Origin of the sequence: Acinetobacter sp. COS3 (assembly GCF_000475335.1) — a bacterium.
GTDB classification, from domain to species: Bacteria; Pseudomonadota; Gammaproteobacteria; order Pseudomonadales; family Moraxellaceae; genus Acinetobacter; species Acinetobacter venetianus.
In genome coordinates this window covers 15,940-37,182 of the sequence record NZ_AXCD01000034.1, presented here as the reverse complement: position 1 = coordinate 37,182, position 21,243 = coordinate 15,940, and the positions used below count along the sequence as shown (strand labels likewise).

34 protein-coding genes and 2 pseudogenes are annotated in these 21,243 nt (G+C 41.1%); 33 read left to right on the top strand and 3 right to left on the bottom strand.

Going from position 1 to position 21,243, the window contains the following annotated elements; genetic code table 11:
• Window positions 1–7: 7 nt before the first annotated feature.
• On the bottom strand, window positions 8–1,201 hold the full coding sequence (locus IO68_RS28495; RefSeq protein ID WP_023013762.1) for a PLP-dependent transferase: 1,194 nt from the start codon (window positions 1,199–1,201) through the stop codon (window positions 8–10).
• A 168-nt stretch (window positions 1,202–1,369) separates the two neighbouring features.
• Between IO68_RS28495 and IO68_RS28490 the strand changes: the two genes are divergently transcribed.
• The 29 genes and pseudogenes from IO68_RS28490 (at window position 1,370) to rplQ (ending at window position 15,875) form a co-directional block, all read left to right on the top strand.
• On the top strand, window positions 1,370–2,098 hold the full coding sequence (locus IO68_RS28490) for a type 1 glutamine amidotransferase (RefSeq protein WP_004877635.1): 729 nt from the start codon (window positions 1,370–1,372) through the stop codon (window positions 2,096–2,098).
• Window positions 2,099–2,324: 226 nt separating this feature from the next.
• Entirely contained in the window at window positions 2,325–2,636 is a 312-nt protein-coding gene (gene rpsJ / locus IO68_RS28485; protein ID WP_000070912.1) for a 30S ribosomal protein S10, read from the top strand.
• A 58-nt stretch (window positions 2,637–2,694) separates the two neighbouring features.
• Window positions 2,695–3,333 (top strand): 50S ribosomal protein L3, encoded by a 639-nt coding sequence (gene rplC, locus IO68_RS28480; RefSeq protein ID WP_031234846.1) that lies wholly within the window; start codon window positions 2,695–2,697, stop codon window positions 3,331–3,333.
• Between the two features lie 11 nt (window positions 3,334–3,344).
• Window positions 3,345–3,947: a 50S ribosomal protein L4 gene (gene rplD / locus IO68_RS28475; protein ID WP_004877634.1), complete on the top strand. Its 603-nt coding sequence runs from the start codon at window positions 3,345–3,347 to the stop codon at window positions 3,945–3,947.
• The gene (rplW, locus tag IO68_RS28470; RefSeq protein ID WP_004877633.1) at window positions 3,944–4,264 is read left to right on the top strand and encodes a 50S ribosomal protein L23; all 321 of its coding nucleotides are present in this window, start codon (window positions 3,944–3,946) and stop codon (window positions 4,262–4,264) included. The genes rplD and rplW overlap by 4 nt, the downstream gene beginning before the upstream one ends.
• Before the next feature lie 11 nt (window positions 4,265–4,275).
• Window positions 4,276–5,100 carry a 50S ribosomal protein L2 gene (gene rplB, locus IO68_RS28465; protein WP_004657675.1) on the top strand — a complete coding sequence of 275 codons (825 nt, stop codon included), beginning with the start codon at window positions 4,276–4,278 and terminating at the stop codon, window positions 5,098–5,100.
• 13 nt (window positions 5,101–5,113) lie between these two features.
• The gene (gene rpsS, locus IO68_RS28460) at window positions 5,114–5,389 is read left to right on the top strand and encodes a 30S ribosomal protein S19 (RefSeq protein WP_004641066.1); all 276 of its coding nucleotides are present in this window, start codon (window positions 5,114–5,116) and stop codon (window positions 5,387–5,389) included.
• Window positions 5,390–5,400: 11 nt separating this feature from the next.
• Window positions 5,401–5,730 (top strand): 50S ribosomal protein L22, encoded by a 330-nt coding sequence (rplV, locus tag IO68_RS28455; RefSeq protein WP_004657676.1) that lies wholly within the window; start codon window positions 5,401–5,403, stop codon window positions 5,728–5,730.
• A 1-nt stretch (window position 5,731) separates the two neighbouring features.
• Window positions 5,732–6,548, top strand: a pseudogene (gene rpsC / locus IO68_RS28450) (30S ribosomal protein S3).
• Entirely contained in the window at window positions 6,488–6,901 is a 414-nt protein-coding gene (rplP, locus tag IO68_RS28445; protein WP_004641059.1) for a 50S ribosomal protein L16, read from the top strand. Before rpsC ends, rplP begins: the two are co-directional and overlap by 61 nt.
• Window positions 6,901–7,098, top strand: a complete 198-nt coding sequence (rpmC, locus tag IO68_RS28440; RefSeq protein ID WP_000849927.1) for a 50S ribosomal protein L29 — start codon at window positions 6,901–6,903, stop codon at window positions 7,096–7,098. The genes rplP and rpmC overlap by 1 nt, the downstream gene beginning before the upstream one ends.
• Entirely contained in the window at window positions 7,095–7,352 is a 258-nt protein-coding gene (gene rpsQ, locus IO68_RS28435) for a 30S ribosomal protein S17 (RefSeq protein ID WP_004641057.1), read from the top strand. Before rpmC ends, rpsQ begins: the two co-directional genes overlap by 4 nt.
• Window positions 7,353–7,444: 92 nt before the next feature.
• Window positions 7,445–7,813 (top strand): 50S ribosomal protein L14, encoded by a 369-nt coding sequence (gene rplN, locus IO68_RS28430; RefSeq protein WP_004657680.1) that lies wholly within the window; start codon window positions 7,445–7,447, stop codon window positions 7,811–7,813.
• 9 nt (window positions 7,814–7,822) lie between these two features.
• A complete protein-coding gene (rplX, locus tag IO68_RS28425) occupies window positions 7,823–8,140 on the top strand; it encodes a 50S ribosomal protein L24 (protein WP_004877618.1) in 318 nt (105 codons plus the stop codon).
• Window positions 8,141–8,155: 15 nt separating this feature from the next.
• Window positions 8,156–8,692: a 50S ribosomal protein L5 gene (rplE, locus tag IO68_RS28420; protein ID WP_004877617.1), complete on the top strand. Its 537-nt coding sequence runs from the start codon at window positions 8,156–8,158 to the stop codon at window positions 8,690–8,692.
• A 9-nt stretch (window positions 8,693–8,701) separates the two neighbouring features.
• A complete protein-coding gene (gene rpsN / locus IO68_RS28415) occupies window positions 8,702–9,007 on the top strand; it encodes a 30S ribosomal protein S14 (RefSeq protein ID WP_004877616.1) in 306 nt (101 codons plus the stop codon).
• Window positions 9,008–9,018: 11 nt separating this feature from the next.
• Window positions 9,019–9,414 carry a 30S ribosomal protein S8 gene (gene rpsH / locus IO68_RS28410; protein ID WP_007480533.1) on the top strand — a complete coding sequence of 132 codons (396 nt, stop codon included), beginning with the start codon at window positions 9,019–9,021 and terminating at the stop codon, window positions 9,412–9,414.
• Window positions 9,415–9,427: 13 nt separating this feature from the next.
• Window positions 9,428–9,961: a 50S ribosomal protein L6 gene (gene rplF, locus IO68_RS28405; protein WP_004877614.1), complete on the top strand. Its 534-nt coding sequence runs from the start codon at window positions 9,428–9,430 to the stop codon at window positions 9,959–9,961.
• Between the two features lie 14 nt (window positions 9,962–9,975).
• Complete coding sequence (rplR, locus tag IO68_RS28400; RefSeq protein WP_004641044.1) at window positions 9,976–10,326, top strand: 50S ribosomal protein L18; 351 nt, start codon at window positions 9,976–9,978, stop codon at window positions 10,324–10,326.
• 2 nt (window positions 10,327–10,328) lie between these two features.
• Window positions 10,329–10,826 (top strand): 30S ribosomal protein S5, encoded by a 498-nt coding sequence (rpsE, locus tag IO68_RS28395; protein ID WP_004657688.1) that lies wholly within the window; start codon window positions 10,329–10,331, stop codon window positions 10,824–10,826.
• 6 nt (window positions 10,827–10,832) lie between these two features.
• Entirely contained in the window at window positions 10,833–11,009 is a 177-nt protein-coding gene (gene rpmD / locus IO68_RS28390) for a 50S ribosomal protein L30 (protein ID WP_000849088.1), read from the top strand.
• 3 nt (window positions 11,010–11,012) lie between these two features.
• Window positions 11,013–11,453, top strand: a complete 441-nt coding sequence (gene rplO / locus IO68_RS28385) for a 50S ribosomal protein L15 (RefSeq protein WP_004877613.1) — start codon at window positions 11,013–11,015, stop codon at window positions 11,451–11,453.
• 45 nt (window positions 11,454–11,498) lie between these two features.
• Window positions 11,499–12,818, top strand: a complete 1,320-nt coding sequence (secY, locus tag IO68_RS28380) for a preprotein translocase subunit SecY (RefSeq protein WP_171061810.1) — start codon at window positions 11,499–11,501, stop codon at window positions 12,816–12,818.
• A 21-nt stretch (window positions 12,819–12,839) separates the two neighbouring features.
• A complete protein-coding gene (gene rpmJ, locus IO68_RS28375; RefSeq protein ID WP_000867907.1) occupies window positions 12,840–12,956 on the top strand; it encodes a 50S ribosomal protein L36 in 117 nt (38 codons plus the stop codon).
• Between the two features lie 107 nt (window positions 12,957–13,063).
• The gene (gene rpsM, locus IO68_RS28370) at window positions 13,064–13,420 is read left to right on the top strand and encodes a 30S ribosomal protein S13 (RefSeq protein WP_000090815.1); all 357 of its coding nucleotides are present in this window, start codon (window positions 13,064–13,066) and stop codon (window positions 13,418–13,420) included.
• A gap of 19 nt (window positions 13,421–13,439) precedes the next feature.
• Window positions 13,440–13,826 (top strand): 30S ribosomal protein S11, encoded by a 387-nt coding sequence (gene rpsK / locus IO68_RS28365; protein WP_001040166.1) that lies wholly within the window; start codon window positions 13,440–13,442, stop codon window positions 13,824–13,826.
• A 12-nt stretch (window positions 13,827–13,838) separates the two neighbouring features.
• Window positions 13,839–14,465: a 30S ribosomal protein S4 gene (gene rpsD, locus IO68_RS28360; protein ID WP_004877611.1), complete on the top strand. Its 627-nt coding sequence runs from the start codon at window positions 13,839–13,841 to the stop codon at window positions 14,463–14,465.
• Window positions 14,466–14,483: 18 nt separating this feature from the next.
• On the top strand, window positions 14,484–15,491 hold the full coding sequence (locus IO68_RS28355) for a DNA-directed RNA polymerase subunit alpha (RefSeq protein ID WP_004657700.1): 1,008 nt from the start codon (window positions 14,484–14,486) through the stop codon (window positions 15,489–15,491).
• A gap of 18 nt (window positions 15,492–15,509) precedes the next feature.
• Entirely contained in the window at window positions 15,510–15,875 is a 366-nt protein-coding gene (gene rplQ, locus IO68_RS28350) for a 50S ribosomal protein L17 (RefSeq protein ID WP_004641032.1), read from the top strand.
• A 131-nt stretch (window positions 15,876–16,006) separates the two neighbouring features.
• On the opposite strand, the gene IO68_RS34330 is transcribed toward rplQ, so the two are convergent.
• The gene (locus IO68_RS34330) at window positions 16,007–16,543 is read right to left on the bottom strand and encodes a hypothetical protein (RefSeq protein WP_081401469.1); all 537 of its coding nucleotides are present in this window, start codon (window positions 16,541–16,543) and stop codon (window positions 16,007–16,009) included.
• 388 nt (window positions 16,544–16,931) lie between these two features.
• Here IO68_RS34330 and IO68_RS28345 point away from each other — a divergent pair.
• Together IO68_RS28345 and IO68_RS28340 are read left to right on the top strand one after the other, a co-directional pair.
• A pseudogene (locus tag IO68_RS28345) lies at window positions 16,932–18,432 on the top strand (flavin-containing monooxygenase).
• A gap of 124 nt (window positions 18,433–18,556) precedes the next feature.
• Entirely contained in the window at window positions 18,557–19,057 is a 501-nt protein-coding gene (locus IO68_RS28340) for a DUF2059 domain-containing protein (RefSeq protein ID WP_023013758.1), read from the top strand.
• 52 nt (window positions 19,058–19,109) lie between these two features.
• On the opposite strand, the gene IO68_RS28335 is transcribed toward IO68_RS28340, so the two are convergent.
• Window positions 19,110–20,282, bottom strand: a complete 1,173-nt coding sequence (locus IO68_RS28335) for an acyl-CoA dehydrogenase family protein (protein ID WP_007481807.1) — start codon at window positions 20,280–20,282, stop codon at window positions 19,110–19,112.
• 187 nt (window positions 20,283–20,469) lie between these two features.
• Here IO68_RS28335 and IO68_RS28330 point away from each other — a divergent pair, with 187 nt between their 5' ends.
• Both IO68_RS28330 and IO68_RS34210 read left to right on the top strand, forming a co-directional pair.
• Window positions 20,470–20,727 (top strand): succinate dehydrogenase assembly factor 2, encoded by a 258-nt coding sequence (locus tag IO68_RS28330; protein WP_004877603.1) that lies wholly within the window; start codon window positions 20,470–20,472, stop codon window positions 20,725–20,727.
• On the top strand, window positions 20,714–21,112 hold the full coding sequence (locus IO68_RS34210) for a hypothetical protein (protein ID WP_031234844.1): 399 nt from the start codon (window positions 20,714–20,716) through the stop codon (window positions 21,110–21,112). The genes IO68_RS28330 and IO68_RS34210 overlap by 14 nt, the downstream gene beginning before the upstream one ends.
• Window positions 21,113–21,243 lie beyond the last annotated feature (131 nt).

The window sequence follows — 21,243 nt, the reverse complement described above, 5'->3', positions numbered from 1 at the left end:
TTTGATTTCATTCGAGCTGTTTTAATGCGTTTTGAATATCTTGAATTAAATCTTCTGGATGTTCTAGTCCTATACAGAAGCGAACCAATAAACCTTGTTGTAAATGTGTATTGCTAAGCGAACGCATCTGTTTTAAATCGTAGAGCATCGCCAAGCTCACAGGCCCACCCCAACTAAAACCCAGTTTAAATAATTGCAGGCTGTCGCAAAATTTACGGACAGCGGTTAAATCATAATCTGGCTTAAAAATGACACTTACTAAACCTGCGCTTTTACCTGTACTACAAACTTCAGCCCAAAATTGATGACCCGCAGCATTGCTTAAACTTGGGTGTAATATTTGGCTAAATTGCGGTTGCTGTTTTAACCAATCAAGGACTTTGATTGCATTGAGTGACTGCTGGTCATAACGTAGTGACATGTGCGCCAGACTACGTTGGGTTTGGGCGCTATCATCTCCTGAAACGCAGATGCCTTGTGTCGCATGCATTTTGAAAAGCTTATGGTGTAATTGTTGATCTCTAGTCACAACTGAACCCATTAGAATATCGCCACCACCGCTTGGGTATTTGGTGAGTGCATGCACCGTTAAATCTACTGATAAATGTTCATCTGAAAAATTAAATGCATTAAATGCTAGACCAGCTCCCCAAGTATTGTCTAAGGCAGTGATGACATTAGCTTGTTGTGCTTTTTTGACTAAATTTTTTAGATCAGGAAATTCGAGTGTCACTGAACCCGCTGCCTCTAGCCAAATAAGTTTGCTTTTTTCGGTAGGCTGAAAGCTATCGGCATCAATAGGGTTATAAATTTTGACGGAAATACCGTAACGATCTTGTAGGTTGTTTAAATGCTCAAGGTTAGGCCCATAAATGTTGTCGGCTACCCAGACTTCATCACCTGAACTTAATAAAGTGCTATTGACCAAATTAATTGCAGATAGACCACTAGGCGCAAGTAAGCTGAAAATGCCACCTTCAATTTGAGCGATGTTGTCGCCTAAGGTAAAAGTAGTCGGTGTCCCATGTGTGCCGTAACTATAATCATAGCGATCGCTCCAATGACGATCAAAAAGGTGCGATGTACTTTTAAAAATAATGGTCGACGCACGATATAGGGGAGGTTGAATCGTTTCTATATATTGAGGAGCTTTTCGTGGTGCATGAATTAAATCAGTTTGTGCATTCTTATGTTTAGTCATGGTGCAAAATCAAAGCAATATAATAGTTTAGGTTAAGAGAAAATAACAAAAGCTGCCAGTGGTTTGCATCTTTTGTACAGAATCGTTACAGATAAAGCGCTTGGAGAAAAACTGGCTTTATTTTTGCTAAGACTTACTTATCATTCTAACGATAATAGGTTTGAGCGCATGAAGTCGCATTTAAGAGTGCATTATTTTCAGCACATTGCAGGCGAAGGTTATGGCAGTTGTTATGACTTCCTAAAGGCACATAAGGCAAAGATTACGGCAACCGAATTTTTTGCCTTACCTGTAGATTTGCCATTAGAACTAGAAGCATTACCTCGAGTGGATGAAGTTGATTTACTCATTATCATGGGAGGAACCATGAGTGTGAATGATGAAGCGAATTATCCATGGTTGAAACTAGAAAAAAGATGGTTACGTCGTTATTTAGCGGCAGGTAAGCCTGCAATCGGTTTATGCCTTGGTGGACAACTTATAGCAAATGCATTAGGGGCTGCGGTGAGCCGCAATCGTCATCAGGAATTAGGTTGGATGGATGTTGGTAGAGCTTCACATATCCCAGAAGAATGCTTTCAGATCCCTGAAAAGATTAATATTATGCAATGGCATAGTGAAACTTTTGAAATTCCAAAAGGCGGTGTGCGTTTGGCTGAAAATAAAGTATGCCGTAATCAACTCTATCAAATTGGTCGAAATGTATTGGGGTTCCAGTTTCATCCTGAAATGACACCGCATGCTTTACAGCTATTAATTGAAAATGAAGAGGACTTGGCAATTTTTGATGGAGAGTATGTTCAGTCAATGAGTGATTTAAAACGATCAAATCAAACTAAATTTGAGCAGGGGAATACCTTGTTAAACCAAGCGATTGAATATGTAGTGAGTGCTTAACAAAACTTTAAAGTTAAAAAATTAAAAGAAGAATTGCATAAGACTTAAACAATAGTTATAATAAGCGACCCTCAAATGGAGGGCGTTTTCTACGAAGAAAGTAGTTAACGCATTACAGTCGTGGCATCGATCACGACCTTAGTGAATTTCACTGCCCTTGACACTTGCCAAATGGTGAGGTGCGTCATGGGTGATTCTTTATATATTTGGCTTGGAGTTTACTGGTATGTCTAACCAGAGAATTCGTATCCGTTTGAAGTCTTTTGATCATCGTCTGATCGATCAATCTGCTCAAGAGATCGTAGAAACCGCTAAGCGTACTGGCGCACAAGTGTGTGGTCCAATCCCGATGCCTACTCGCATCGAACGCTTCAACGTTCTTACTTCACCACACGTCAACAAAGACGCTCGTGACCAGTATGAAATCCGCACTTATAAACGTTTGATCGACATCGTTCAACCTACAGATAAAACTGTTGATGCATTGATGAAGTTGGATCTTGCTGCTGGTGTAGATGTTCAGATCGCTTTGGGTTAAGGCTTTCGGTTGATTAACGTTTAAGTTAATTAGGCCGCTTTATTAGAGGTTTATGCACATGGCTATTGGTTTAGTCGGTCGCAAATGTGGTATGACTCGCGTCTTTACAGATGCTGGTGTATCTGTACCTGTTACAGTTATCGAAGTCGATCCAAACCGCATTACGCAAATCAAAACACTTGAGACTGATGGTTATCAAGCAATTCAAGTAACTACTGGTGAACGTCGCGAATCGCGCGTAACTAACGCTCAGAAAGGTCACTTCGCGAAAGCGGGTGTTACTGCTGGTCGTTTAGTTAAAGAGTTCCGTGTTACTGAAGCTGAGCTTGAAGGCCGTGAAGTTGGTGGTTCTATCGGTGTTGACTTGTTCACAGTTGGTCAAATTGTTGATGTAACTGGTCAGTCTAAAGGTAAAGGCTTCCAAGGTGGTGTTAAGCGTTGGAACTTCCGTACGCAAGATGCTACTCATGGTAACTCTGTATCTCACCGTGTATTAGGTTCTACAGGTCAAAACCAAACACCTGGTCGCGTGTTCAAAGGCAAGAAAATGGCTGGTCACTTAGGTGATGAACGCGTAACAGTTCAAGGTCTTGAAATCGTATCTATTGACGCTGAACGTTCTGTTTTAGTTGTTAAAGGTGCAATCCCTGGTGCAACGAATGGTGACGTGATTGTACGTCCTACCATCAAAGCGTAAGGTGAAATAGAATGAATTTAAAAACTGTTTCTGGCGCTGCGGTTGAATTATCAGAAGTTGCTTTTGGTCGTGAATTTAACGAAGCTCTTGTACACCAAGTTGTTACAGCTTACTTAGCTGGTGGTCGTCAAGGTACTCGTGCTCAAAAATCACGTGCAGACGTTTCTGGTGGTGGTAAGAAGCCATTCCGTCAAAAAGGTACTGGTCGCGCTCGTGCGGGTTCTATTCGTAGCCCGATCTGGGTTGGTGGTGGTAAAACTTTTGCTGCTCGTCCACAAGATTGGTCTCAAAAAGTAAACCGTAAGATGTACCGCGGTGCAATGCAATGTATCTTAGCTGAACTTGTTCGCCAAGATCGTCTTGTATTAGTTGAAGAGTTTGCTGTTGCAGCTCCTAAGACTAAAGAATTGCTTGCTAAATTGAACGACTTGAATGCAACTCGTGCATTGATCGTTACAGATGCTGTAGATGAGAACTTGTATCTTGCAGCGCGCAACATTCCACACGTTGATGTGGTTGATGCAACTGCAATTGATCCTGTTAGCTTGATCGCATTCGATAAAGTTGTCATGTCTGTAGCTGCTGCTAAGAAAATTGAGGTAGAACTCGGATGAACAACGAACGTTTATATCAAGTCCTACAAGGACCAGTATTCTCAGAAAAAGCGCAAGTTTTAGGTGATACTGCTGGTGTTCAAGTATTTAAAGTTGCATTAAATGCAAACAAACTTGAAATCAAAAAAGCAGTTGAACAACTCTTCGGTGTTGAAGTTGTTAAAGTAAATACAACGATCACTAAAGGTAAAACAAAACGCTTTGGTCGTACATTAGGACGTCGTTCTGATGTTAAAAAAGCATACGTCACCCTGAAAGCTGGCCAAGATGTTGAAATGGCTGACTTGGGCGATACCGCTGAAAACGCAGCGGAATAAGGACGAAAACTATGCCTATTCAAAAATGTAAGCCAACGTCTCCAGGACGTCGCTTTGTAGAGAAAGTGGTTCATGACCACCTTCACAAAGGCGCTCCTTATGCACCGTTGGTAGAAGCTAAAAAACGTACTGGTGGTCGTAATAACAATGGTCACATCACTACACGTCACGTGGGTGGTGGTCATAAGCAAAACTACCGTATCGTAGATTTCAAACGTAACAAAGATGGTATTCCAGCGACTGTTGAGCGCATCGAATACGATCCTAACCGTACAGCTCATATTGCTTTGTTGAAATATGCTGACGGTGAACGTCGTTACATCATTGCGCCGAAAGGCTTACGTGCTGGTGATAAAGTTCAATCTGGTAACGATGCTCCAATTCGTCCAGGTAACTGCTTGCCACTTCGTAACATGCCAATCGGTTCTACACTTCACAATCTTGAACTTAAAATCGGTAAGGGTGCTCAATTAGCGCGTTCTGCTGGTACTTCAGTTCAATTGTTGGGTCGTGATGGTTCTTACGCTATCGTTCGTTTACGTTCTGGTGAAATGCGTAAAGTTCACGTTGAATGTCGCGCTGTAATTGGTGAAGTTTCTAACCAAGAAAGCAACCTTCGTTCATTGGGTAAAGCTGGTGCTGCGCGCTGGCGTGGTGTTCGTCCTACCGTTCGTGGTATGGCGATGAACCCGGTAGATCACCCGCACGGTGGTGGTGAAGGACGTAGTAAGGGTATTCAACCTGTAAGTCCATGGGGTCAAAAAGCTAAAGGGTACAAGACACGTACCAACAAGCGTACGACTAAGATGATTATTCGCGACCGTCGCGTCAAGTAAGGGAATCTGAATAATGCCTCGTTCATTAAAAAAAGGTCCATTCGTCGACGCGCATTTGTTCGCTAAGGTTGAAGCTGCGATTGCTGCTAACAACCGTAAGCCGATCAAAACATGGTCACGTCGTTCAATGATCCTTCCAGACTTTGTTGGTTTAACAATTTCTGTTCACAATGGCCGTAACCACGTTCCAGTAATTGTTACTGAGCACATGGTTGGTCATAAATTGGGTGAATTCGCGCCAACTCGTACCTATCGTGGTCACGGTGTTGATAAGAAGTCTAAACGTTAATAGGTGCTATGATGGAAGTAACTGCTAAATTACGCGGTGCCGCTATCTCGGCACAAAAAGCACGTTTAGTTGCTGATTTGATCCGTGGTAAGTCGGTTGCACGTGCGATAGACATTTTAAACTTCAGCAACAAGAAAGCAGCTGTGCTTGTTAAAAAAGCACTTGAATCTGCAATCGCGAATGCTGAACACAACAACAGCTTAGATGTTGATGACCTTAAAGTAACTACGATTTACGTTGATGAAGGCATGAGCCTTAAACGTATCATGCCACGTGCTAAAGGCCGTGCAGATCGTATTACTAAGCGTACTTGTCACATCACCGTTAAGGTAGGGGTTTGATATGGGTCAGAAGGTTCATCCAATCGGTATCCGCCTAGGTGTTGTGAAACGCCATAACGCTAACTGGTATGCGAATCCGAAACAATACGCTGAATACTTGCTTAAAGATCTTCAAGTTCGTGAGTTTTTAACTAAAAAACTTAAAAACGCGATGGTAAGCAACATTCTTATCGAACGTCCTACTGGCGCTGCTAAAGTAACGATTAGCACTGCTCGTCCAGGTATCGTTATCGGTAAAAAAGGCGAAGACATTGAAAAATTACAGCGCGAACTCACTAACATTATGGGTGTTCCTGCGCAAGTTAGCATCAACGAAATCGATCGCCCTGACTTAGACGCTCGTTTAGTTGCTGAAGCAATTGCTTCTCAATTAGAAAAGCGTGTTATGTTCCGTCGTGCTATGAAGCGTGCGGTTCAAAACACGATGCGTGCTGGCGCTAAAGGTATCAAAGTTGAAGTTTCTGGCCGTTTAGGTGGTGCAGAGATTGCTCGTACTGAATGGTATCGTGAAGGTCGTGTACCTTTGCATACACTTCGTGCGGATATCGACTACTCTACTTTCCGTGCAGAAACTACTTACGGTACGATCGGTGTTAAAGTTTGGATTTTCCGTGGAGAGATCTTAGGTGGCATGAAACAAGTCATGAACCCTGCTCCTGCTGAAGAGCGTCCAGCTAAACGTGGTCGTGGTCGTGGTGAAGGTCAAGAGCGTCGTGGTCGTCGCAATGACCGTGCTGCTGACAAGGGAGAATAATCCATGTTGCAACCTAAACGTACCAAATTCCGTAAAGTGCACAAAGGCCGTAACACTGGTCTAGCGCATCGTGGTAGTACAGTATCATTTGGTTCGATTGCAATTAAAGCAACTGAACGTGGTCGTATGACTGCGCGTCAGATTGAAGCTTGCCGTCGTACCATCAGCCGTCGTATTAAGCGTGGTGGTAAAATCTTCATCCGCGTATTCCCGGACAAACCAATTACCGAAAAACCATTAGAAGTTCGTATGGGTAAAGGTAAAGGTAGCGTGGAATACTGGGTTTGTCAGATCCAGCCAGGTAAGATCCTGTACGAAATTGAAGGTGTTAACGATGAGTTAGCGCGTGAAGCATTTGCTTTAGCTGCTGCTAAACTTCCGTTTAAAACCACTATCGTGACTCGGACGGTAATGTAATGAAAACTAAAGATCTACGTGAAAAATCGGTAGAAGAGTTGAAGGCTTTGCTTGATGAGCAACAGCTTAACCAATTCCGTCTTCGTATGGCGAAAGCAACTGGTCAATTAGGCAAATCGCATGAAGTGCAAATTGCTCGTAAGACAATTGCTCGTATCAAGACACTCCTTACCGAAAAACAGGGGAACGGACAATGAGTGAAAAAACAGTCCGCACGTTAACCGGCAAAGTCGTAAGCGACAAAATGGACAAGTCTATTGTTGTGCTTATTGAACGCCGCGTTCAACACCCGTTGTATGGCAAATCAATCCGCCGTTCAACTAAATTACACGCTCACGATGAGAACAATGTTGCTAAAACTGGCGACTTAGTGACCATCAAAGAAAGCCGCCCAATTTCTAAAACTAAAGCTTGGACTTTAGTGGAAGTAGTTGAAGCTGCTGCTGAGTAATTAGACGTTCTTGTTGCATCATCGGACAATTTCGAGTACTCTTTGAGCCTTTCGAAATTGTGACCGGTGATGCTCGGTTTTGGAGTAGGGCAATGATTCAAACCGAAAGTATGCTCGACGTAGCAGACAACAGTGGTGCACGCCGCGTACAATGTATTAAAGTACTTGGTGGTTCACATCGTCGTTATGCTTCTGTTGGCGACATTATTAAAGTTACTGTAAAAGAAGCAATCCCACGCGCACGTGTTAAAAAAGGTGACGTGATGAATGCTGTAGTTGTTCGTACAAAATTCGGCATCCGTCGTCCAGATGGTTCAGTTATTCGTTTCGACGATAACGCAGCTGTTATTTTGAATAACAACAAAGCTCCGATTGCTACTCGTATCTTCGGACCAGTGACTCGTGAACTTCGTACTGAACAGTTCATGAAAATCATTTCATTGGCTCCTGAAGTTCTATAAGAGGCAATCATGGCTAAGATTAAAAAAGGCGATCAAGTAATCGTGATCGCAGGTAAAGAAAAAGGCAAACAGGGTACTGTTTTGTCTGTTTCTGAAGATCGAGTTAAGGTCGAAGGTCTTAACTTAGTGAAGAAGCACCAAAAGCCAAACCGTGTAACTGGCGCTGAAGGCGGTATCGTTACTCAAGAGGCTACGCTTCATATCTCAAACGTGGCAATTTTTAATGCTACAACCCAAAAGGCTGACCGTGTTGGTTACCAAGTGATTGATGGCGCGAAAACTCGTGTTTATAAATCAAATGGTGAATCAGTGGCGGCAGCGAAGTAATAGGTTGAAAAGGCAATGGCCAGACTTAAAGCACGTTACAATGACGAACTTAAAGCGAAGTTAAAAGAAGAACTTGGCGTTAAGAACGTGATGGATATTCCACGCATCACTAAAATCACCCTTAACATGGGTGTAGGCGCAGCTGCAACTGATAAGAAATTATTAGATGGCGCTGTTGCTGACATGCAACTCATTGCTGGTCAAAAACCAGTTGTGACTCTTGCTCGTAAATCAATCGCAGGTTTCAAAATCCGTGATGGTTGGCCGATCGGTTGTAAAGTTACTTTACGCGGCGACCAAATGTACGAATTCTTGGATCGTTTGATCTCGATCGCAATCCCTCGTATCCGTGACTTCCGTGGTTTCTCTGCGAAATCATTTGATGGTCGTGGTAACTACTCTATGGGTTTAAAAGAGCAAATCGTTTTCCCTGAAATCGATTTTGACAAAATTGATCGTATCCGTGGTTTAGACATCACGATTACGACAACTGCTCGTAGCGATGACGAAGGCCGTGCGCTTATGCGTGCATTCGGCTTCCCGTTCAAATAAGAGGTCGATATGGCTAAGAAAGGTATGATTAATCGCGAATTGAAACGCGAAAAGACAGTTGCAAAATACGCTGCAAAACGTGCTGAATTAAAAGCTGTTATTGCAAATGTAAACGCAAGTGACGAAGAACGTTTCGAAGCGATGTTAAAGTTACAAGCATTGCCACGTAATGCATCTCCAGTACGTCTTCGTAACCGCTGTGGTTTAACTGGTCGTCCTCATGGTTACTTCCGTAAGTTCGGTTTAAGCCGTAACAAATTACGTGACACAGTAATGCAGGGTGATGTACCAGGCGTTGTTAAGGCAAGCTGGTAAGGAGCGACTAAATGAGTATGCAAGATACCGTTGCCGACATGTTAACACGTGTTCGTAACGCACAAATGGCAAAGAAACAAACTGTTTCTATGCCTTCTTCTAAGTTGAAAGTTGCAATTGCAAACGTACTTCAACAAGAAGGTTATATTTCAAATGTAGAAGTGGCTCAAGAAGACACTAAATCTACTTTGACTATTACGTTAAAATATTTCGAAGGCAAGCCAGTTATCGAAATGGTTAAGCGCGTAAGCCGTCCAGGTCTTCGCCAATACCGTGGTAAAGATAAACTTCCTAGCGTTAAGCAAGGTTTAGGCGTTGCAATTGTTTCTACAAGCAAAGGCATCATGACTGATCGCGCTGCACGTGCTGCGGGCATCGGTGGTGAAGTTATTGCTTTTGTTTCTTAATAGGTGATTCCTCATGTCTCGTGTGGCTAAAGCCCCAGTAACTGTACCTAATGGTGTAACAGTTACTCAGAACGGCCGGCAGGTCGAAGTGAAAGGCAGCAAAGGTACATTGTCTTTCAACCTGCATGCGCTGGTCGAGCTAAAACAGGAAGAAGGTAAACTTCAACTTGCTCCAGCTAAAGAGTCGAAAGACGCTTGGATGCAAGCTGGTACTGCTCGCGCTGTATTGAATAACCTTGTAAAAGGTGTTAGTGAAGGCTTCGAACGTAAGTTACAGCTCGTTGGTGTTGGTTATAAAGCTGCAGTTAAAGGTTCTGTTGTGAACCTTGCACTCGGTTACTCACACCCAATTGACTACGCTTTACCTGAAGGTGTAACAGCGGAAACTCCAACTGCAACTGAAATCATTTTGAAATCAGCAAACAAGCAGTTGTTAGGTCAAGTGGCAGCGGAAATCCGTGCATACCGTTCTCCTGAACCATATAAAGGTAAAGGTGTTCGTTATTCGGATGAAGTTATTCTTCGTAAAGAAGCTAAGAAGAAATAAGGCGCGAGGTTCTTATGAACGAAAAGAAACAAACCCGTTTGCGTCGTGCGAAAAGCACACGCTTGCACATTCGTGCATTGGGTGCGACTCGTTTGTGTGTAAACCGCACGCCGCGTCACATCTATGCTCAAGTTATTTCAGCAGATGGTGGCAAAGTTTTAGCGCAAGCTTCTACTTTGGATGCATCTTTACGTAGTGGTACTACTGGTAATGTTGAAGCTGCGACGAAAGTTGGTGCTTTGATCGCAGAACGTGCTAAAGCAGCTGGTGTTACTAAAGTTGCATTTGACCGTTCTGGTTTTAAATATCATGGTCGTATCAAAGCCTTGGCTGATGCTGCTCGTGAAGGCGGCTTGGAGTTCTAATCATGGCGAAAGTTGAACAAAACGAAGGTCTCGTTGAAAAGCTGGTTGCCGTTGATCGTGTAGCCAAGGTTGTTAAAGGTGGTCGTATTTTCTCTTTCACAGCATTAACTGTTGTGGGCGATGGTAACGGTCGTGTAGGTTTTGGTCGTGGTAAAGCACGTGAAGTTCCAGCTGCTATTTCTAAAGCACTTGAAGCTGCTCGTCGTAACATGATTACTGTAGACCTCGCGGGTACTACTTTACAACACCCTGTGAATGCTCGTCATGGTGCAAGCCGTGTATACATGCAACCTGCTTCAGAAGGTACTGGCGTAATCGCTGGTGGCGCAATGCGTGCTGTTCTTGAAGCTGCAGGTGTACATAACGTACTTGCTAAATGTTATGGTTCTACTAATGCTGCTAACGTAGTAAACGCAACTTTTAAAGGTTTGCGTGATATGACTTCTCCTGAGAAAGTCGCTGCGAAACGTGGTCTTTCAGTAGAACAAATTCAAGGGTAATCAATCATGAAAACGATTAAAGTTACCCAGACTAAATCTTCTTCGCATCGTTTAAAAAATCATAAACTTTGCTTACAAGGTCTAGGTCTGCGTCGTATTGGTCATACTGTAGAAGTGCAAGATACGCCTTCTAACCGTGGTATGATCAACAAAGTTTACTATATGGTTAGTGTAGAGGAATAAGCCATGACTCTGCGTTTAAATGAACTTTCACCTGCAGAAGGTGCAAAGCGTGAAAACCGTCGTCTAGGCCGTGGTATCGGTTCTGGCGTTGGTAAGACTGGTGGTCGTGGTATCAAAGGTCAAAACTCACGTAAAAGTGGTGGTACTCGTCCAGGCTTTGAAGGTGGTCAAACAGCGTTATATCGTCGTTTACCTAAATTCGGCTTCACTAGCCAAATCGCTTTGAAAACTGCTGAAGTACGCTTGTCTGAGTTAAATAAAGTTGAAGGCGACGTAGTTAGCCTTGAAACTTTAAAAGCTGCGAATGTTGTTCGTCGTGACCAAATTCGTGCTCGCATCGTGCTTTCTGGTGAAATCACTCGTGCATTCACTGTACAAGGTGTTGCGTTGACTAAAGGCGCTAAAGCAGCTGTTGAAGCTGCTGGCGGTAAAGTCGAGGAGTAATCTCGAGTGTCTATGACTCCTAGTTCTTCAGGTCATGTTAACATGATGAAAGGTCAGCCATTTCATGTGAAATATCGTGAAATTATCCGCCGATTAATGTTCTTGATTGGCGCGTTGTTGGTCTTTCGACTAGGAGCGCATATTCCGTTGCCGGGTATTGATAATGTAGCGCTAGCAAGGTTTTTTAAAGCTAATGAAGGTACCTTCTTAGGTTTATTTAACATGTTCTCTGGCGGTGCATTAGAACGTATGTCGATTCTAGCGCTTGGTATCATGCCTTACATTTCTGCATCGATTATCGTGCAGTTAATGTCTACGGTAGTTCCTTCGCTAGAAGCTTTGAAAAAAGAAGGCGAGCAAGGCAAACGTAAAATCAATCAATACACACGCTACGGCACTTTGCTACTTGCACTTGTGCAAGGTGTAGGGATGTGTGCAGGCTTGATCAGTCAAGGTATTACCTTAACCTCAGGCCTTGCATTTTATATTCCAGCTGTAACTTCTTTAGTTGCAGGCACAATGTTTTTGATGTGGTTGGGTGAACAGATTACCGAACGTGGTGTTGGTAACGGGATCTCAATGATCATTTTTGCAGGTATTGTTGCTGGTTTGCCAAACTTGGTGATTCAGTCATTTACATCAGTGCAGAATGGTCAAGGTAGTTTAATTGGTTTAGCAGTATTTGGTTTATTATCACTAGCTGTTTTAGCTGCGATCGTGTTTATTGAAAAAGCACAGCGTCGTATTCCAGTAAACTATGCTCAGAAACAACAAGGTCGTCGTGTATTTACTGCACAGCAAACACATTTGCCATTAAAGATTAATATGGCAGGTGTTATTCCTGCGATTTTCGCAAGCTCATTGTTATTATTTCCAGCGAGCTTGGGTCAATGGTTAGGTAGTGCTGATCCAAATGCAGGGATTGTAAAACGTAGTCTGCAAGACTTGGCATTGGTATTATCGCCTGGACAGCCGTTATATTTAATGCTCTTTGGCGCGTTAATTATTTTCTTCTGTTATTTTTATACGGCACTTGTTTTTAGTCCGAAAGAAGTATCAGAGAATTTAAAGCGCAGTGGAGCTTATGTGCCTGGTATCCGCCCAGGTGAGCAAACGGCTCGTTATTTAGATCATATTCTTAACCGTTTGACGTTTATTGGTGCAATTTACATCACTGTTGTATGTTTAATGCCAATGATTCTACAAAGTTCATTCGGTATTCCATTCCATTTGGGTGGAACATCGTTGCTGATCGTAGTTGTTGTAGTGATGGACTTTATGGCGCAACTTCAAGCGCACTTAACTTCGCATCAATATGATAATCAAACGTTAATGAGAAAAACGACTGCTCATCCTCAGGGATAAGCGCACTTAGAGGTTTTCATCATGAAAGTACAAGCTTCTGTAAAGAAAATTTGTGGTAGCTGTAAAGTTATCCGTCGTAATGGGGTTATTCGCGTAATTTGTAGCGCAGAACCTCGTCATAAGCAGCGTCAAGGTTAATTTAATTAAGACCTGTTGATTTCAGTAGGCTAATTAGGTTATTATCCGCCCCTCAAGATTTTTGTGGGGCGGTTGATTATCTTAACTGCCTTTTTGGAGAAAATTGAATGGCTCGTATTGCCGGTGTAAACATTCCGGATAACAAGCATGCTGTTATCTCTCTCACGTATATTTTTGGTATCGGTCGCCACACTGCTAAGAATATCTTAGCTGCTGTAGGTATCACTGAAACTACAAAGATTCGTGAATTAGATGATGCTCAGCTTGATGCGATTCGTGCAGAAGTTGCTAAGGTTCCGACCGAAGGTGATTTACGTCGCGAAATTTCCATGAACATTAAACGTTTAATGGATTTAGGCTGCTACCGCGGTCTTCGTCATCGTCGCAGCTTGCCTGTTCGCGGACAACGCACCAAAACTAACGCACGTACCCGTAAAGGTCCGCGCAAACCGATTAAAAAGTAAGATTTCTGGAAGCTAAAAGATGGCTAAAGATACTCGCACACGCAAGAAGGTCACTCGTACCGTCTCTGAAGGTGTTGCACACATTCACGCGTCTTTTAATAACACCATTGTAACGATTACCGATCGTCAAGGTAATGCATTGGCTTGGGCTACCTCAGGTGGACAAGGCTTCCGTGGTTCACGTAAATCAACTCCGTTCGCTGCTCAGGTAGCTGCTGAAGTTGCTGGTAAAGCAGCTTTGGATTACGGTTTGAAAAACCTAGACGTCCTTGTAAAAGGTCCTGGTCCAGGTCGTGAGTCTGCGGTTCGTGCATTAGGCGCAGTGGGTTATAAGATTAACAGCATTACCGATGTGACTCCAATTCCTCACAACGGTTGCCGTCCACCTAAAAAACGTCGCGTGTAAGGAGAAACATTCATGGCTCGTTATATTGGTCCAAAATGCAAACTCTCTCGCCGCGAAGGGACAGACCTGCAACTTAAATCTGGCGTTAAACCATTTGACGTCAAAACAAAAAAAGCTAACAAAGCACCTGGTCAACATGGTCAGGCACGCGGTGGTAAGCAATCTGAGTACTCACTACAATTACGTGAAAAACAAAAAGTACGTCGTATGTACGGTGTGTTAGAGCGTCAATTTAGTAATTACTATAAAGAAGCAGCTCGTGTTAAAGGCGCAACAGGTGAGAACTTGTTGAAATTGCTTGAAAGCCGCCTTGATAACGTAGTTTATCGCATGGGTTTTGGTTCTACACGTGCAGAAGCTCGCCAGTTAGTAAGTCACCGTTCTATTACTTTAAATGGTCGTCGTGTAAACATTGCGTCTATTCAAGTTAAAGCGGGCGATGTAATTGCAGTTCATGAAGGTGCTAAGCAACAATTGCGTATTAAAAATGCAATTGAGTTAGCTGCTCAACGTGGTACCCCAGCTTGGATGGAAGTTGACCATTCTAAGTTAGAAGGTACGTTCAAAGCTGCACCAGATCGTTCTGATTTACCTGCTGAAATCAACGAAAGCTTGATTGTAGAATTGTATTCTAAATAATCCTTGAGGTAGCAATAAATGACGCGTACTGCAAACGAGTTTCTAACTCCGCAAGCGATCAAGGTCGAAGCGGTGAGCGGGACCTCGGCAAAAGTGATTCTGGAACCTTTGGAGCGTGGCTTTGGTCATACTCTAGGCAATGCTTTACGTCGCATTCTATTGTCTTCTTTACCTGGCGCTGCTGTGGTTGAAGTAGAAATAGAAGGTGTCGAGCACGAGTACAGTACTTTAGAAGGCTTGCAGCAGGACATCGTCGAGCTCTTGCTGAACCTAAAAGGATTGTCTATTAAGCTGTTCGATCAAAATGAAGCATATTTAACATTAGAGAAACAAGGCGCAGGTGATGTAACAGCTGCTGATCTTCGTTTACCTCATAATGTTGAAGTGGTTAATCCTGATCATTTAATTGGTACTTTGAGTTCAACTGGTTCATTAAAAATGCGCCTTAAAGTTGCTCAAGGTCGTGGTTATGAAACATCTGACTCACGCTTCCCAGAAGGTGAAACACGTCCAGTAGGTCGTTTACAGTTAGATGCTTCATATAGCCCGATCAAGCGTGTTTCTTACACAGTAGAAAATGCTCGTGTGGAACAACGTACCGATCTTGATAAGTTAGTGATCGATCTTGAGACTAACGGAACTGTTGATCCTGAAGAAGCAATTCGCAAAGCGGCAACAATCTTGCAACAACAAATTGCAATCTTTGTTGACCTTCAGAAAGATCAAACTCCTGTTGCTCAAGAACCTCGCGAAGAAGTTGACCCAATTTTGCTTCGTCCAGTAGATGATCTCGAGCTTACTGTTCGTTCTGCTAACTGTTTGAAGGCAGAAAATATTTACTACATTGGTGATCTTGTTCAACGTACTGAAGTTGAGTTGTTAAAAACTCCTAACTTAGGTAAAAAATCGTTAACAGAGATCAAAGATGTTTTGGCATCGAAAGGTTTACAACTCGGCATGCGTTTAGAGAACTGGCCACCAGCTAGTCTCCGTATGGATGACCGATTTGCCTATCGTAGCCGTTAATTAAGTAGGACTATCACCATGCGTCATCGTAATAGTGGTGTGAAATTAGGCCGTACAAGCAGCCACCGTAAGGCGTTGTTCCAAAATTTAACGAATGCTTTAGTTGAGCATGAGTTAATTAAAACAACTTTGCCTAAAGCGAAAGAACTTCGCCGCGTTGCTGAGCCTTTAATCACTTTAGCTAAAAACGATACAGTAGCAAACCGTCGTTTAGCGTTTGCTCGTACTCGTTCTGCAGCAACTGTTGGTAAATTATTTACCGTTCTTGGCCCTCGTTACAAAGAGCGTAACGGCGGTTATCTACGTGTTCTTAAAGCGGGCTTCCGTGCAGGTGATGCTGCACCGATGGCTTACGTTGAACTTGTAGATCGTGAAGTAAAATAATACTTCTATACAAGAGCAGCTCAGTTGTTCAAAAAGGTCGGTGTAATAACCGACCTTTTTTATTGCTAGGATATTGTGCGAAGTGATATTTAAAAGGGCTGTATGGTCTATTTAAATGACTTAATTACGTTTCAATGATCTCTTTCACTAGGGGGCAAGTAGATTAGGAAAGCTTCAATGAACTGATCTGAATGTTCTGCTGAGTATGCTGTTCTATAGTTTGTTTCAATCTCCACAGGAATAATTTCACCAGCTTGACTGCTATCTTCTGTATATTCAAGATAGTGCCTGTCACCTTGAAAATAAAAATTATATTGGTTTTTGACCGAATCTAATCTATCACCTATTCCTAGTAAGCCTAATAATTTTCCTTGATACCCCTTTGCTACATAGATGAATTCTAATTTTTTGGTATCTGCATTGAATGTTAGAGTGACGGTTTTATTCCAATAACAACATATTTCATTAATGGACTCCCCCCATGGTAGTATTAAATTACGATATAAAATCAGCCACTTATCTTTCTCATAACAGACGTTTTCAGATTCATTATAATCATGAATGATTTGATAATCGGATATTGCTCTAAAAGTGTTGAAATCTAATCCTAAGTTAATTCCAGCAGCAGATTTTGCTGGTATGATTTCGGCAGATAAATTTGGAATCAGTTGCTTATACTCTATTAACAGCTTGTCTTATAACATTATGATTGCTAAAGGTTAATTCGATACTTTGTATGTGAGTGTATTGAACTTTCTATTTACGTTAAAATTTTATAACAAATTATTTATACATTCATTGGGGTTAACATATTTTTCATGCTTTACACATATTACTTAAATTAAATTTTTTGGTTATAAGGCGAAAATAAATTTTTTAAATTCCGATCCTTTAATAAATTGCAAATCCAAGCAAAAATCTCAGGTTTTTTACACTCTCTTTTTCTAAAAATGTCCCGAAGTGACATGAAAAAACCGATGAATGACTAAACTTGACATTGTGTATTGTCAAATTTGTGCTTTAATAAAGTCATGGTTTATACAGGGTATAAAAAAAATGGAAAAGCAAGTTGATGTATTGATTATTGGTGCAGGTATCTCTGGGATTGGGTTAGCTGTACATCTCTCTAAAAATTGTCCACAACGCAAATTTGAAATCTTAGAGCGTCGTGAAAGCTTTGGTGGAACTTGGGATTTATTCCGCTATCCTGGTATTCGTTCAGATTCTGATATGTCAACGTTTGGTTTTAACTTCAAGCCATGGGCAAAAGACAAAGTATTGGCAAGTGGCGCTGAGATCAAAGGCTACTTAAGTGATGTCATTAGCGAAAATCAGTTAAAAGATAAAATTCACTTTGGTCATCGTGTACTTTCTGCGAACTATGATTCTACAAAGAAAAAATGGTTAGTTGAGATCGAAGACAACAATAAGAAAAAACAAACGTGGTCTGCAAACTTCGTAATGGGCTGTACAGGCTACTATAACTACGATCAGGGTTATGCACCTAAGTTCCCGAAACAAGAAGATTTCAAAGGTCAGTATATTCATCCACAACACTGGCCAGAAAATTTAGATTACACAGGTAAAAAAGTTGTGATCATCGGCAGTGGTGCAACTGCAATTACCCTTGTACCTTCTATGGTCAAAGGTGGTGCAGGGCATGTGACGATGTTACAACGTTCGCCAACGTATATTGCGACGATTCCTTCTATCGACTTTATTTATGAAAAAACACGTAAATTTATGTCTGAAGAAACGGCTTATAAATTTACTCGTGCACGTAATATTGGTATGCAACGTGGTATTTATGCACTAGCGCAAAAGTATCCAAAGACTGTACGTCGTTTATTGTTGAAAGGCATTGAGTTGCAGTTAAAAGGTAAAGTGGATATGAAACACTTTACACCAAGCTACAATCCTTGGGATCAACGTTTATGTGTTGTGCCAGATGGTGATTTATTCAAAGCATTGCGTGAAGGTCAAGCAAGTGTTGAGACAGATCAAATCGAGAAATTTACCGCAAATGGTATTCAATTGAAATCTGGTAAACATTTAGAGGCTGATATTGTGATTTCAGCAACTGGTTTAGAGATTCAGATTTTAGGTGGTGTCCAAGGTTCAATTGATGGCAAACCAATGAATACATCTCAACATATGCTTTATCAAGGCGTTATGGTGAGCGATGTGCCTAATATGGCAATGATCATTGGTTATATCAATGCGTCATGGACTTTGAAGGTTGATATTGCTGCTGATTATATTTGCCGTTTGATTAATCATATGGATAAAAATGGTTTTGATGAGGTGATTGCACACGCCGATCCTTCACAGCGCGAAAATGACACAATCATGGGTAAAATGTCATCTGGTTATATCGCTCGCGCAGCGGATGTGATGCCAAAACAAGGTAAGCAAGCACCTTGGAAGATCACAAATAATTACCTTGCAGATCGTAAGGAGTTAAAAGATGCCAAATTTAATGATGGTGTTTTAGAATTCCATAAGCGCGGTGAGCAAACAGCAAACAGCAAACCGTAAGCCAAAATTAGTATCATAATTTTTGCTTGAATGATTTGAAACCCTATGCATGGCATAGGGTTTTTTATTTGTGCTCAGGGTTTAAATCTTAGAAATATCGCGTATATTGAGCACATTAGAAAATTTATATTAGGGATAATACGATGAGAAAAATCATCATTTTGGGGACTATCTTACTTAGTACATTCAGTTATGCTGATGATGTTAAACAAAAGACAGCAATTGCTGAGAAGTTGGTTTCGGTTGATGGTACTGAACAAGGACTTGAAAATACGGATAAAATGATTCTTGAACAAATTCGTATGCGCTTGCCAAAAGATATGCCGGCTGATTTTTTCACTGATTTAACTAAAAACTTAAATAGTGAACAACGTAAACAATTTATTGTTCAGCGTTATGTGGAAACGTTTAGCCAGAAAGAGTTACAAGCCGCTTTAAACTTTTATCAGTCAAATGAAGGGAAGGCGTGGGCAAAGAAAGCAAGTGAAATTGGAGGAGAGGTTGCTCATTTCACAACACAAAATGCTCGTAATGCTTTAAACACTACCATGCAAGAACATGTTGAGAATCCTACCGTAAAACAGTTGATGGCTCGTATGAACCCAGCACCAGTAGCTGCGGTAGAAAAAGCTGAACAGAAATAATCAATCAAAAAAGGGATCATAATGATGATCCCTTTTTTTATGTTGTTTAGTTTTATAGAGTACGAGAAATGAGTTCTTTCATGATCTCATTGGTACCCGCATAAATACGGTTGGCGCGATTATCGATATATGCGCGAGCAATTGGATACTCAAGCATATAACCATAACCACCGTGTAGTTGTAAGCAGTCATCTACAACTTTTGAGAACATATCTGAAATCTTATATTTAGCTGCTGCGGCGGCATCAACACCTAAACTTTCTTCGAGTTGTAGTTCCATACAACGATCTAAATAAGTACGACAAAAATCGATTTCTGTACGTAACTCAGCTAATTTAAAGCGCGTATTTTGGAATGTGCCGATTGGCTTGCCGAAAGCTTTACGATCTTTGGTGTATTGAACAGTATGTGCAAAAGCTGCTTCAGCACCTGCTTGGCAAATAATCGCAACTAACATACGTTCCCAAGCAAGTTCTTTCATCAACATCATGAAGCCCATGCCTTCCATACCAAGCAGATTTTCTTTAGGTACACGAACATTGTCAAAGAACAGTTCGCAAGTATCTTGACCTTTCATCCCGATTTTATTTAAAGGTTTTCCTTTACTAAAACCAGCACGATCAGCTTCTACAATGATTAAAGAAAGATTTGCTGAACCTTTCTCCGTGTTGCCTGTTTTACAGACGACAATTGCCATATCGCAAAGATAGCCATTGGTAATAAAGATTTTAGAACCATTGATTACATATTCATCACCATCAAGTACGGCAGTCGTGCGGACGGCTTGAAGGTCTGAACCTGTACCTGGTTCCGTCATGGCAATCGCAGTTACAGTTTCACCTGTTGCCATTTTTGGCAACCAATGCTGCTTTTGTTCTTCATTACCAAAGTTGTTGATATAGTTCGCAACAATGTCTGAATGGAGCGAGAAACCTGTGCTTGAATCCATTGCATAGGCTTGTTCTTCGATCAAAATCATGCTGTAAAGACGATCTACACCTGATCCACCATATTGTTCAGGCATAGTGGTACATAACAGACCAAGTTCGCCAGCTTTATTCCATAAGTCACGGTCAACATGTTGTTGTTTCTCATATTTTTCAATATTTGGAACAACTTCTTTTTCATAGAATTTACGTACAGTTTCACGAAATGCTTCATGATCAGATGTAAAAAGCTTGCGTGGTAACATGTTTGGAATTGGACGAATAGCACCTGATTGCATTTGTTATTTTTTCCCTAGTTTATGGATTAAAAATCATCATCATCACCATACAAGAAATCGAAAATATTGAACAATGTGATCAATGCTCAATTTGATTGATGTATTTGGTCACTTAGGAAAAATGTTGACGAAAGTTATAGTGCGATCGGGTACACTATGCACAAATAGTTGCATAGCGGAACATAAGATGTCTGATGAAATGACGTTAGAAGAACGTAAGGTAATTTACCGTGCTCGTCGTGGGTTAAAAGAAATTGATGTGTATTTCGACCCTTATGTGAAGAATTGCTATTTGAGTGCTGAGCCTGCTGAAAAAGCTTTATTTGCTGAGTTGGTTGATCAAGAAGATCCAGATTTGCTTGACTGGTTTATGGAAGTCGGTGAACCACCCAGAACTGAGCTAAAAGAATTTATCTTAAAATTAAAACATAATGTACACGGCTAATCAGCGTGTTTTTGAGTTGCGATACAGTCGGTTTTCGATTGTATTGCAACTTTTGATTTTTCTTGGAATCAGTTTTTTATCCTATCTATTATTAAGACCTTTATTTTTCTTTATCAGTTTTCTTTTCATGTGTGGGGCATGGGCACTATTTTTTAAACAATCTCAAATTAAAAAGATCGAGAATTTAGAAAAGAATTTATGGTCAGTCGAATTTTCTGATCAAAATTTAGATATTCAACAGCGGGAAATTCTTAAAATAATTGATCATTATTGCTACATCGTGATCTATTTTTCTGATCCACAGCATAAAAATTTAATCATTTGGTGGGATCAATTATCCTATTTTCACTGGGAAAACCTGAAAATACTCGTAAAACTAGCATAATTGTTCGACAATTCTACAGTTGTATATTTTTATTAAAGTAATATTTTTCAGTTGGTTATATATTTTTTTCATCTTTTTACTTTGAATTGTTAGATTAAATACTCTAAAAAATACTGAAAATATGGATTGTC

Bases quoted from the DNA above. Each gene is read 5' to 3' on its own strand.
- IO68_RS28495 (WP_023013762.1), bottom strand. From the start codon at position 1,201: ATGACTAAACATAAGAATGCACAAACTGATTTAATTCATGCACCACGA.
- IO68_RS28490 (WP_004877635.1), top strand. From the start codon at position 1,370: ATGAAGTCGCATTTAAGAGTGCATTATTTTCAGCACATTGCAGGCGAA.
- rpsJ (WP_000070912.1), top strand. From the start codon at position 2,325: ATGTCTAACCAGAGAATTCGTATCCGTTTGAAGTCTTTTGATCATCGT.
- rplC (WP_031234846.1), top strand. From the start codon at position 2,695: ATGGCTATTGGTTTAGTCGGTCGCAAATGTGGTATGACTCGCGTCTTT.
- rplD (WP_004877634.1), top strand. From the start codon at position 3,345: ATGAATTTAAAAACTGTTTCTGGCGCTGCGGTTGAATTATCAGAAGTT.
- rplW (WP_004877633.1), top strand. From the start codon at position 3,944: ATGAACAACGAACGTTTATATCAAGTCCTACAAGGACCAGTATTCTCA.
- rplB (WP_004657675.1), top strand. From the start codon at position 4,276: ATGCCTATTCAAAAATGTAAGCCAACGTCTCCAGGACGTCGCTTTGTA.
- rpsS (WP_004641066.1), top strand. From the start codon at position 5,114: ATGCCTCGTTCATTAAAAAAAGGTCCATTCGTCGACGCGCATTTGTTC.
- rplV (WP_004657676.1), top strand. From the start codon at position 5,401: ATGGAAGTAACTGCTAAATTACGCGGTGCCGCTATCTCGGCACAAAAA.
- rplP (WP_004641059.1), top strand. From the start codon at position 6,488: ATGTTGCAACCTAAACGTACCAAATTCCGTAAAGTGCACAAAGGCCGT.
- rpmC (WP_000849927.1), top strand. From the start codon at position 6,901: ATGAAAACTAAAGATCTACGTGAAAAATCGGTAGAAGAGTTGAAGGCT.
- rpsQ (WP_004641057.1), top strand. From the start codon at position 7,095: ATGAGTGAAAAAACAGTCCGCACGTTAACCGGCAAAGTCGTAAGCGAC.
- rplN (WP_004657680.1), top strand. From the start codon at position 7,445: ATGATTCAAACCGAAAGTATGCTCGACGTAGCAGACAACAGTGGTGCA.
- rplX (WP_004877618.1), top strand. From the start codon at position 7,823: ATGGCTAAGATTAAAAAAGGCGATCAAGTAATCGTGATCGCAGGTAAA.
- rplE (WP_004877617.1), top strand. From the start codon at position 8,156: ATGGCCAGACTTAAAGCACGTTACAATGACGAACTTAAAGCGAAGTTA.
- rpsN (WP_004877616.1), top strand. From the start codon at position 8,702: ATGGCTAAGAAAGGTATGATTAATCGCGAATTGAAACGCGAAAAGACA.
- rpsH (WP_007480533.1), top strand. From the start codon at position 9,019: ATGAGTATGCAAGATACCGTTGCCGACATGTTAACACGTGTTCGTAAC.
- rplF (WP_004877614.1), top strand. From the start codon at position 9,428: ATGTCTCGTGTGGCTAAAGCCCCAGTAACTGTACCTAATGGTGTAACA.
- rplR (WP_004641044.1), top strand. From the start codon at position 9,976: ATGAACGAAAAGAAACAAACCCGTTTGCGTCGTGCGAAAAGCACACGC.
- rpsE (WP_004657688.1), top strand. From the start codon at position 10,329: ATGGCGAAAGTTGAACAAAACGAAGGTCTCGTTGAAAAGCTGGTTGCC.
- rpmD (WP_000849088.1), top strand. From the start codon at position 10,833: ATGAAAACGATTAAAGTTACCCAGACTAAATCTTCTTCGCATCGTTTA.
- rplO (WP_004877613.1), top strand. From the start codon at position 11,013: ATGACTCTGCGTTTAAATGAACTTTCACCTGCAGAAGGTGCAAAGCGT.
- secY (WP_171061810.1), top strand. From the start codon at position 11,499: ATGAAAGGTCAGCCATTTCATGTGAAATATCGTGAAATTATCCGCCGA.
- rpmJ (WP_000867907.1), top strand. From the start codon at position 12,840: ATGAAAGTACAAGCTTCTGTAAAGAAAATTTGTGGTAGCTGTAAAGTT.
- rpsM (WP_000090815.1), top strand. From the start codon at position 13,064: ATGGCTCGTATTGCCGGTGTAAACATTCCGGATAACAAGCATGCTGTT.
- rpsK (WP_001040166.1), top strand. From the start codon at position 13,440: ATGGCTAAAGATACTCGCACACGCAAGAAGGTCACTCGTACCGTCTCT.
- rpsD (WP_004877611.1), top strand. From the start codon at position 13,839: ATGGCTCGTTATATTGGTCCAAAATGCAAACTCTCTCGCCGCGAAGGG.
- IO68_RS28355 (WP_004657700.1), top strand. From the start codon at position 14,484: ATGACGCGTACTGCAAACGAGTTTCTAACTCCGCAAGCGATCAAGGTC.
- rplQ (WP_004641032.1), top strand. From the start codon at position 15,510: ATGCGTCATCGTAATAGTGGTGTGAAATTAGGCCGTACAAGCAGCCAC.
- IO68_RS28340 (WP_023013758.1), top strand. From the start codon at position 18,557: ATGAGAAAAATCATCATTTTGGGGACTATCTTACTTAGTACATTCAGT.
- IO68_RS28335 (WP_007481807.1), bottom strand. From the start codon at position 20,282: ATGCAATCAGGTGCTATTCGTCCAATTCCAAACATGTTACCACGCAAG.
- IO68_RS28330 (WP_004877603.1), top strand. From the start codon at position 20,470: ATGTCTGATGAAATGACGTTAGAAGAACGTAAGGTAATTTACCGTGCT.
- IO68_RS34210 (WP_031234844.1), top strand. From the start codon at position 20,714: ATGTACACGGCTAATCAGCGTGTTTTTGAGTTGCGATACAGTCGGTTT.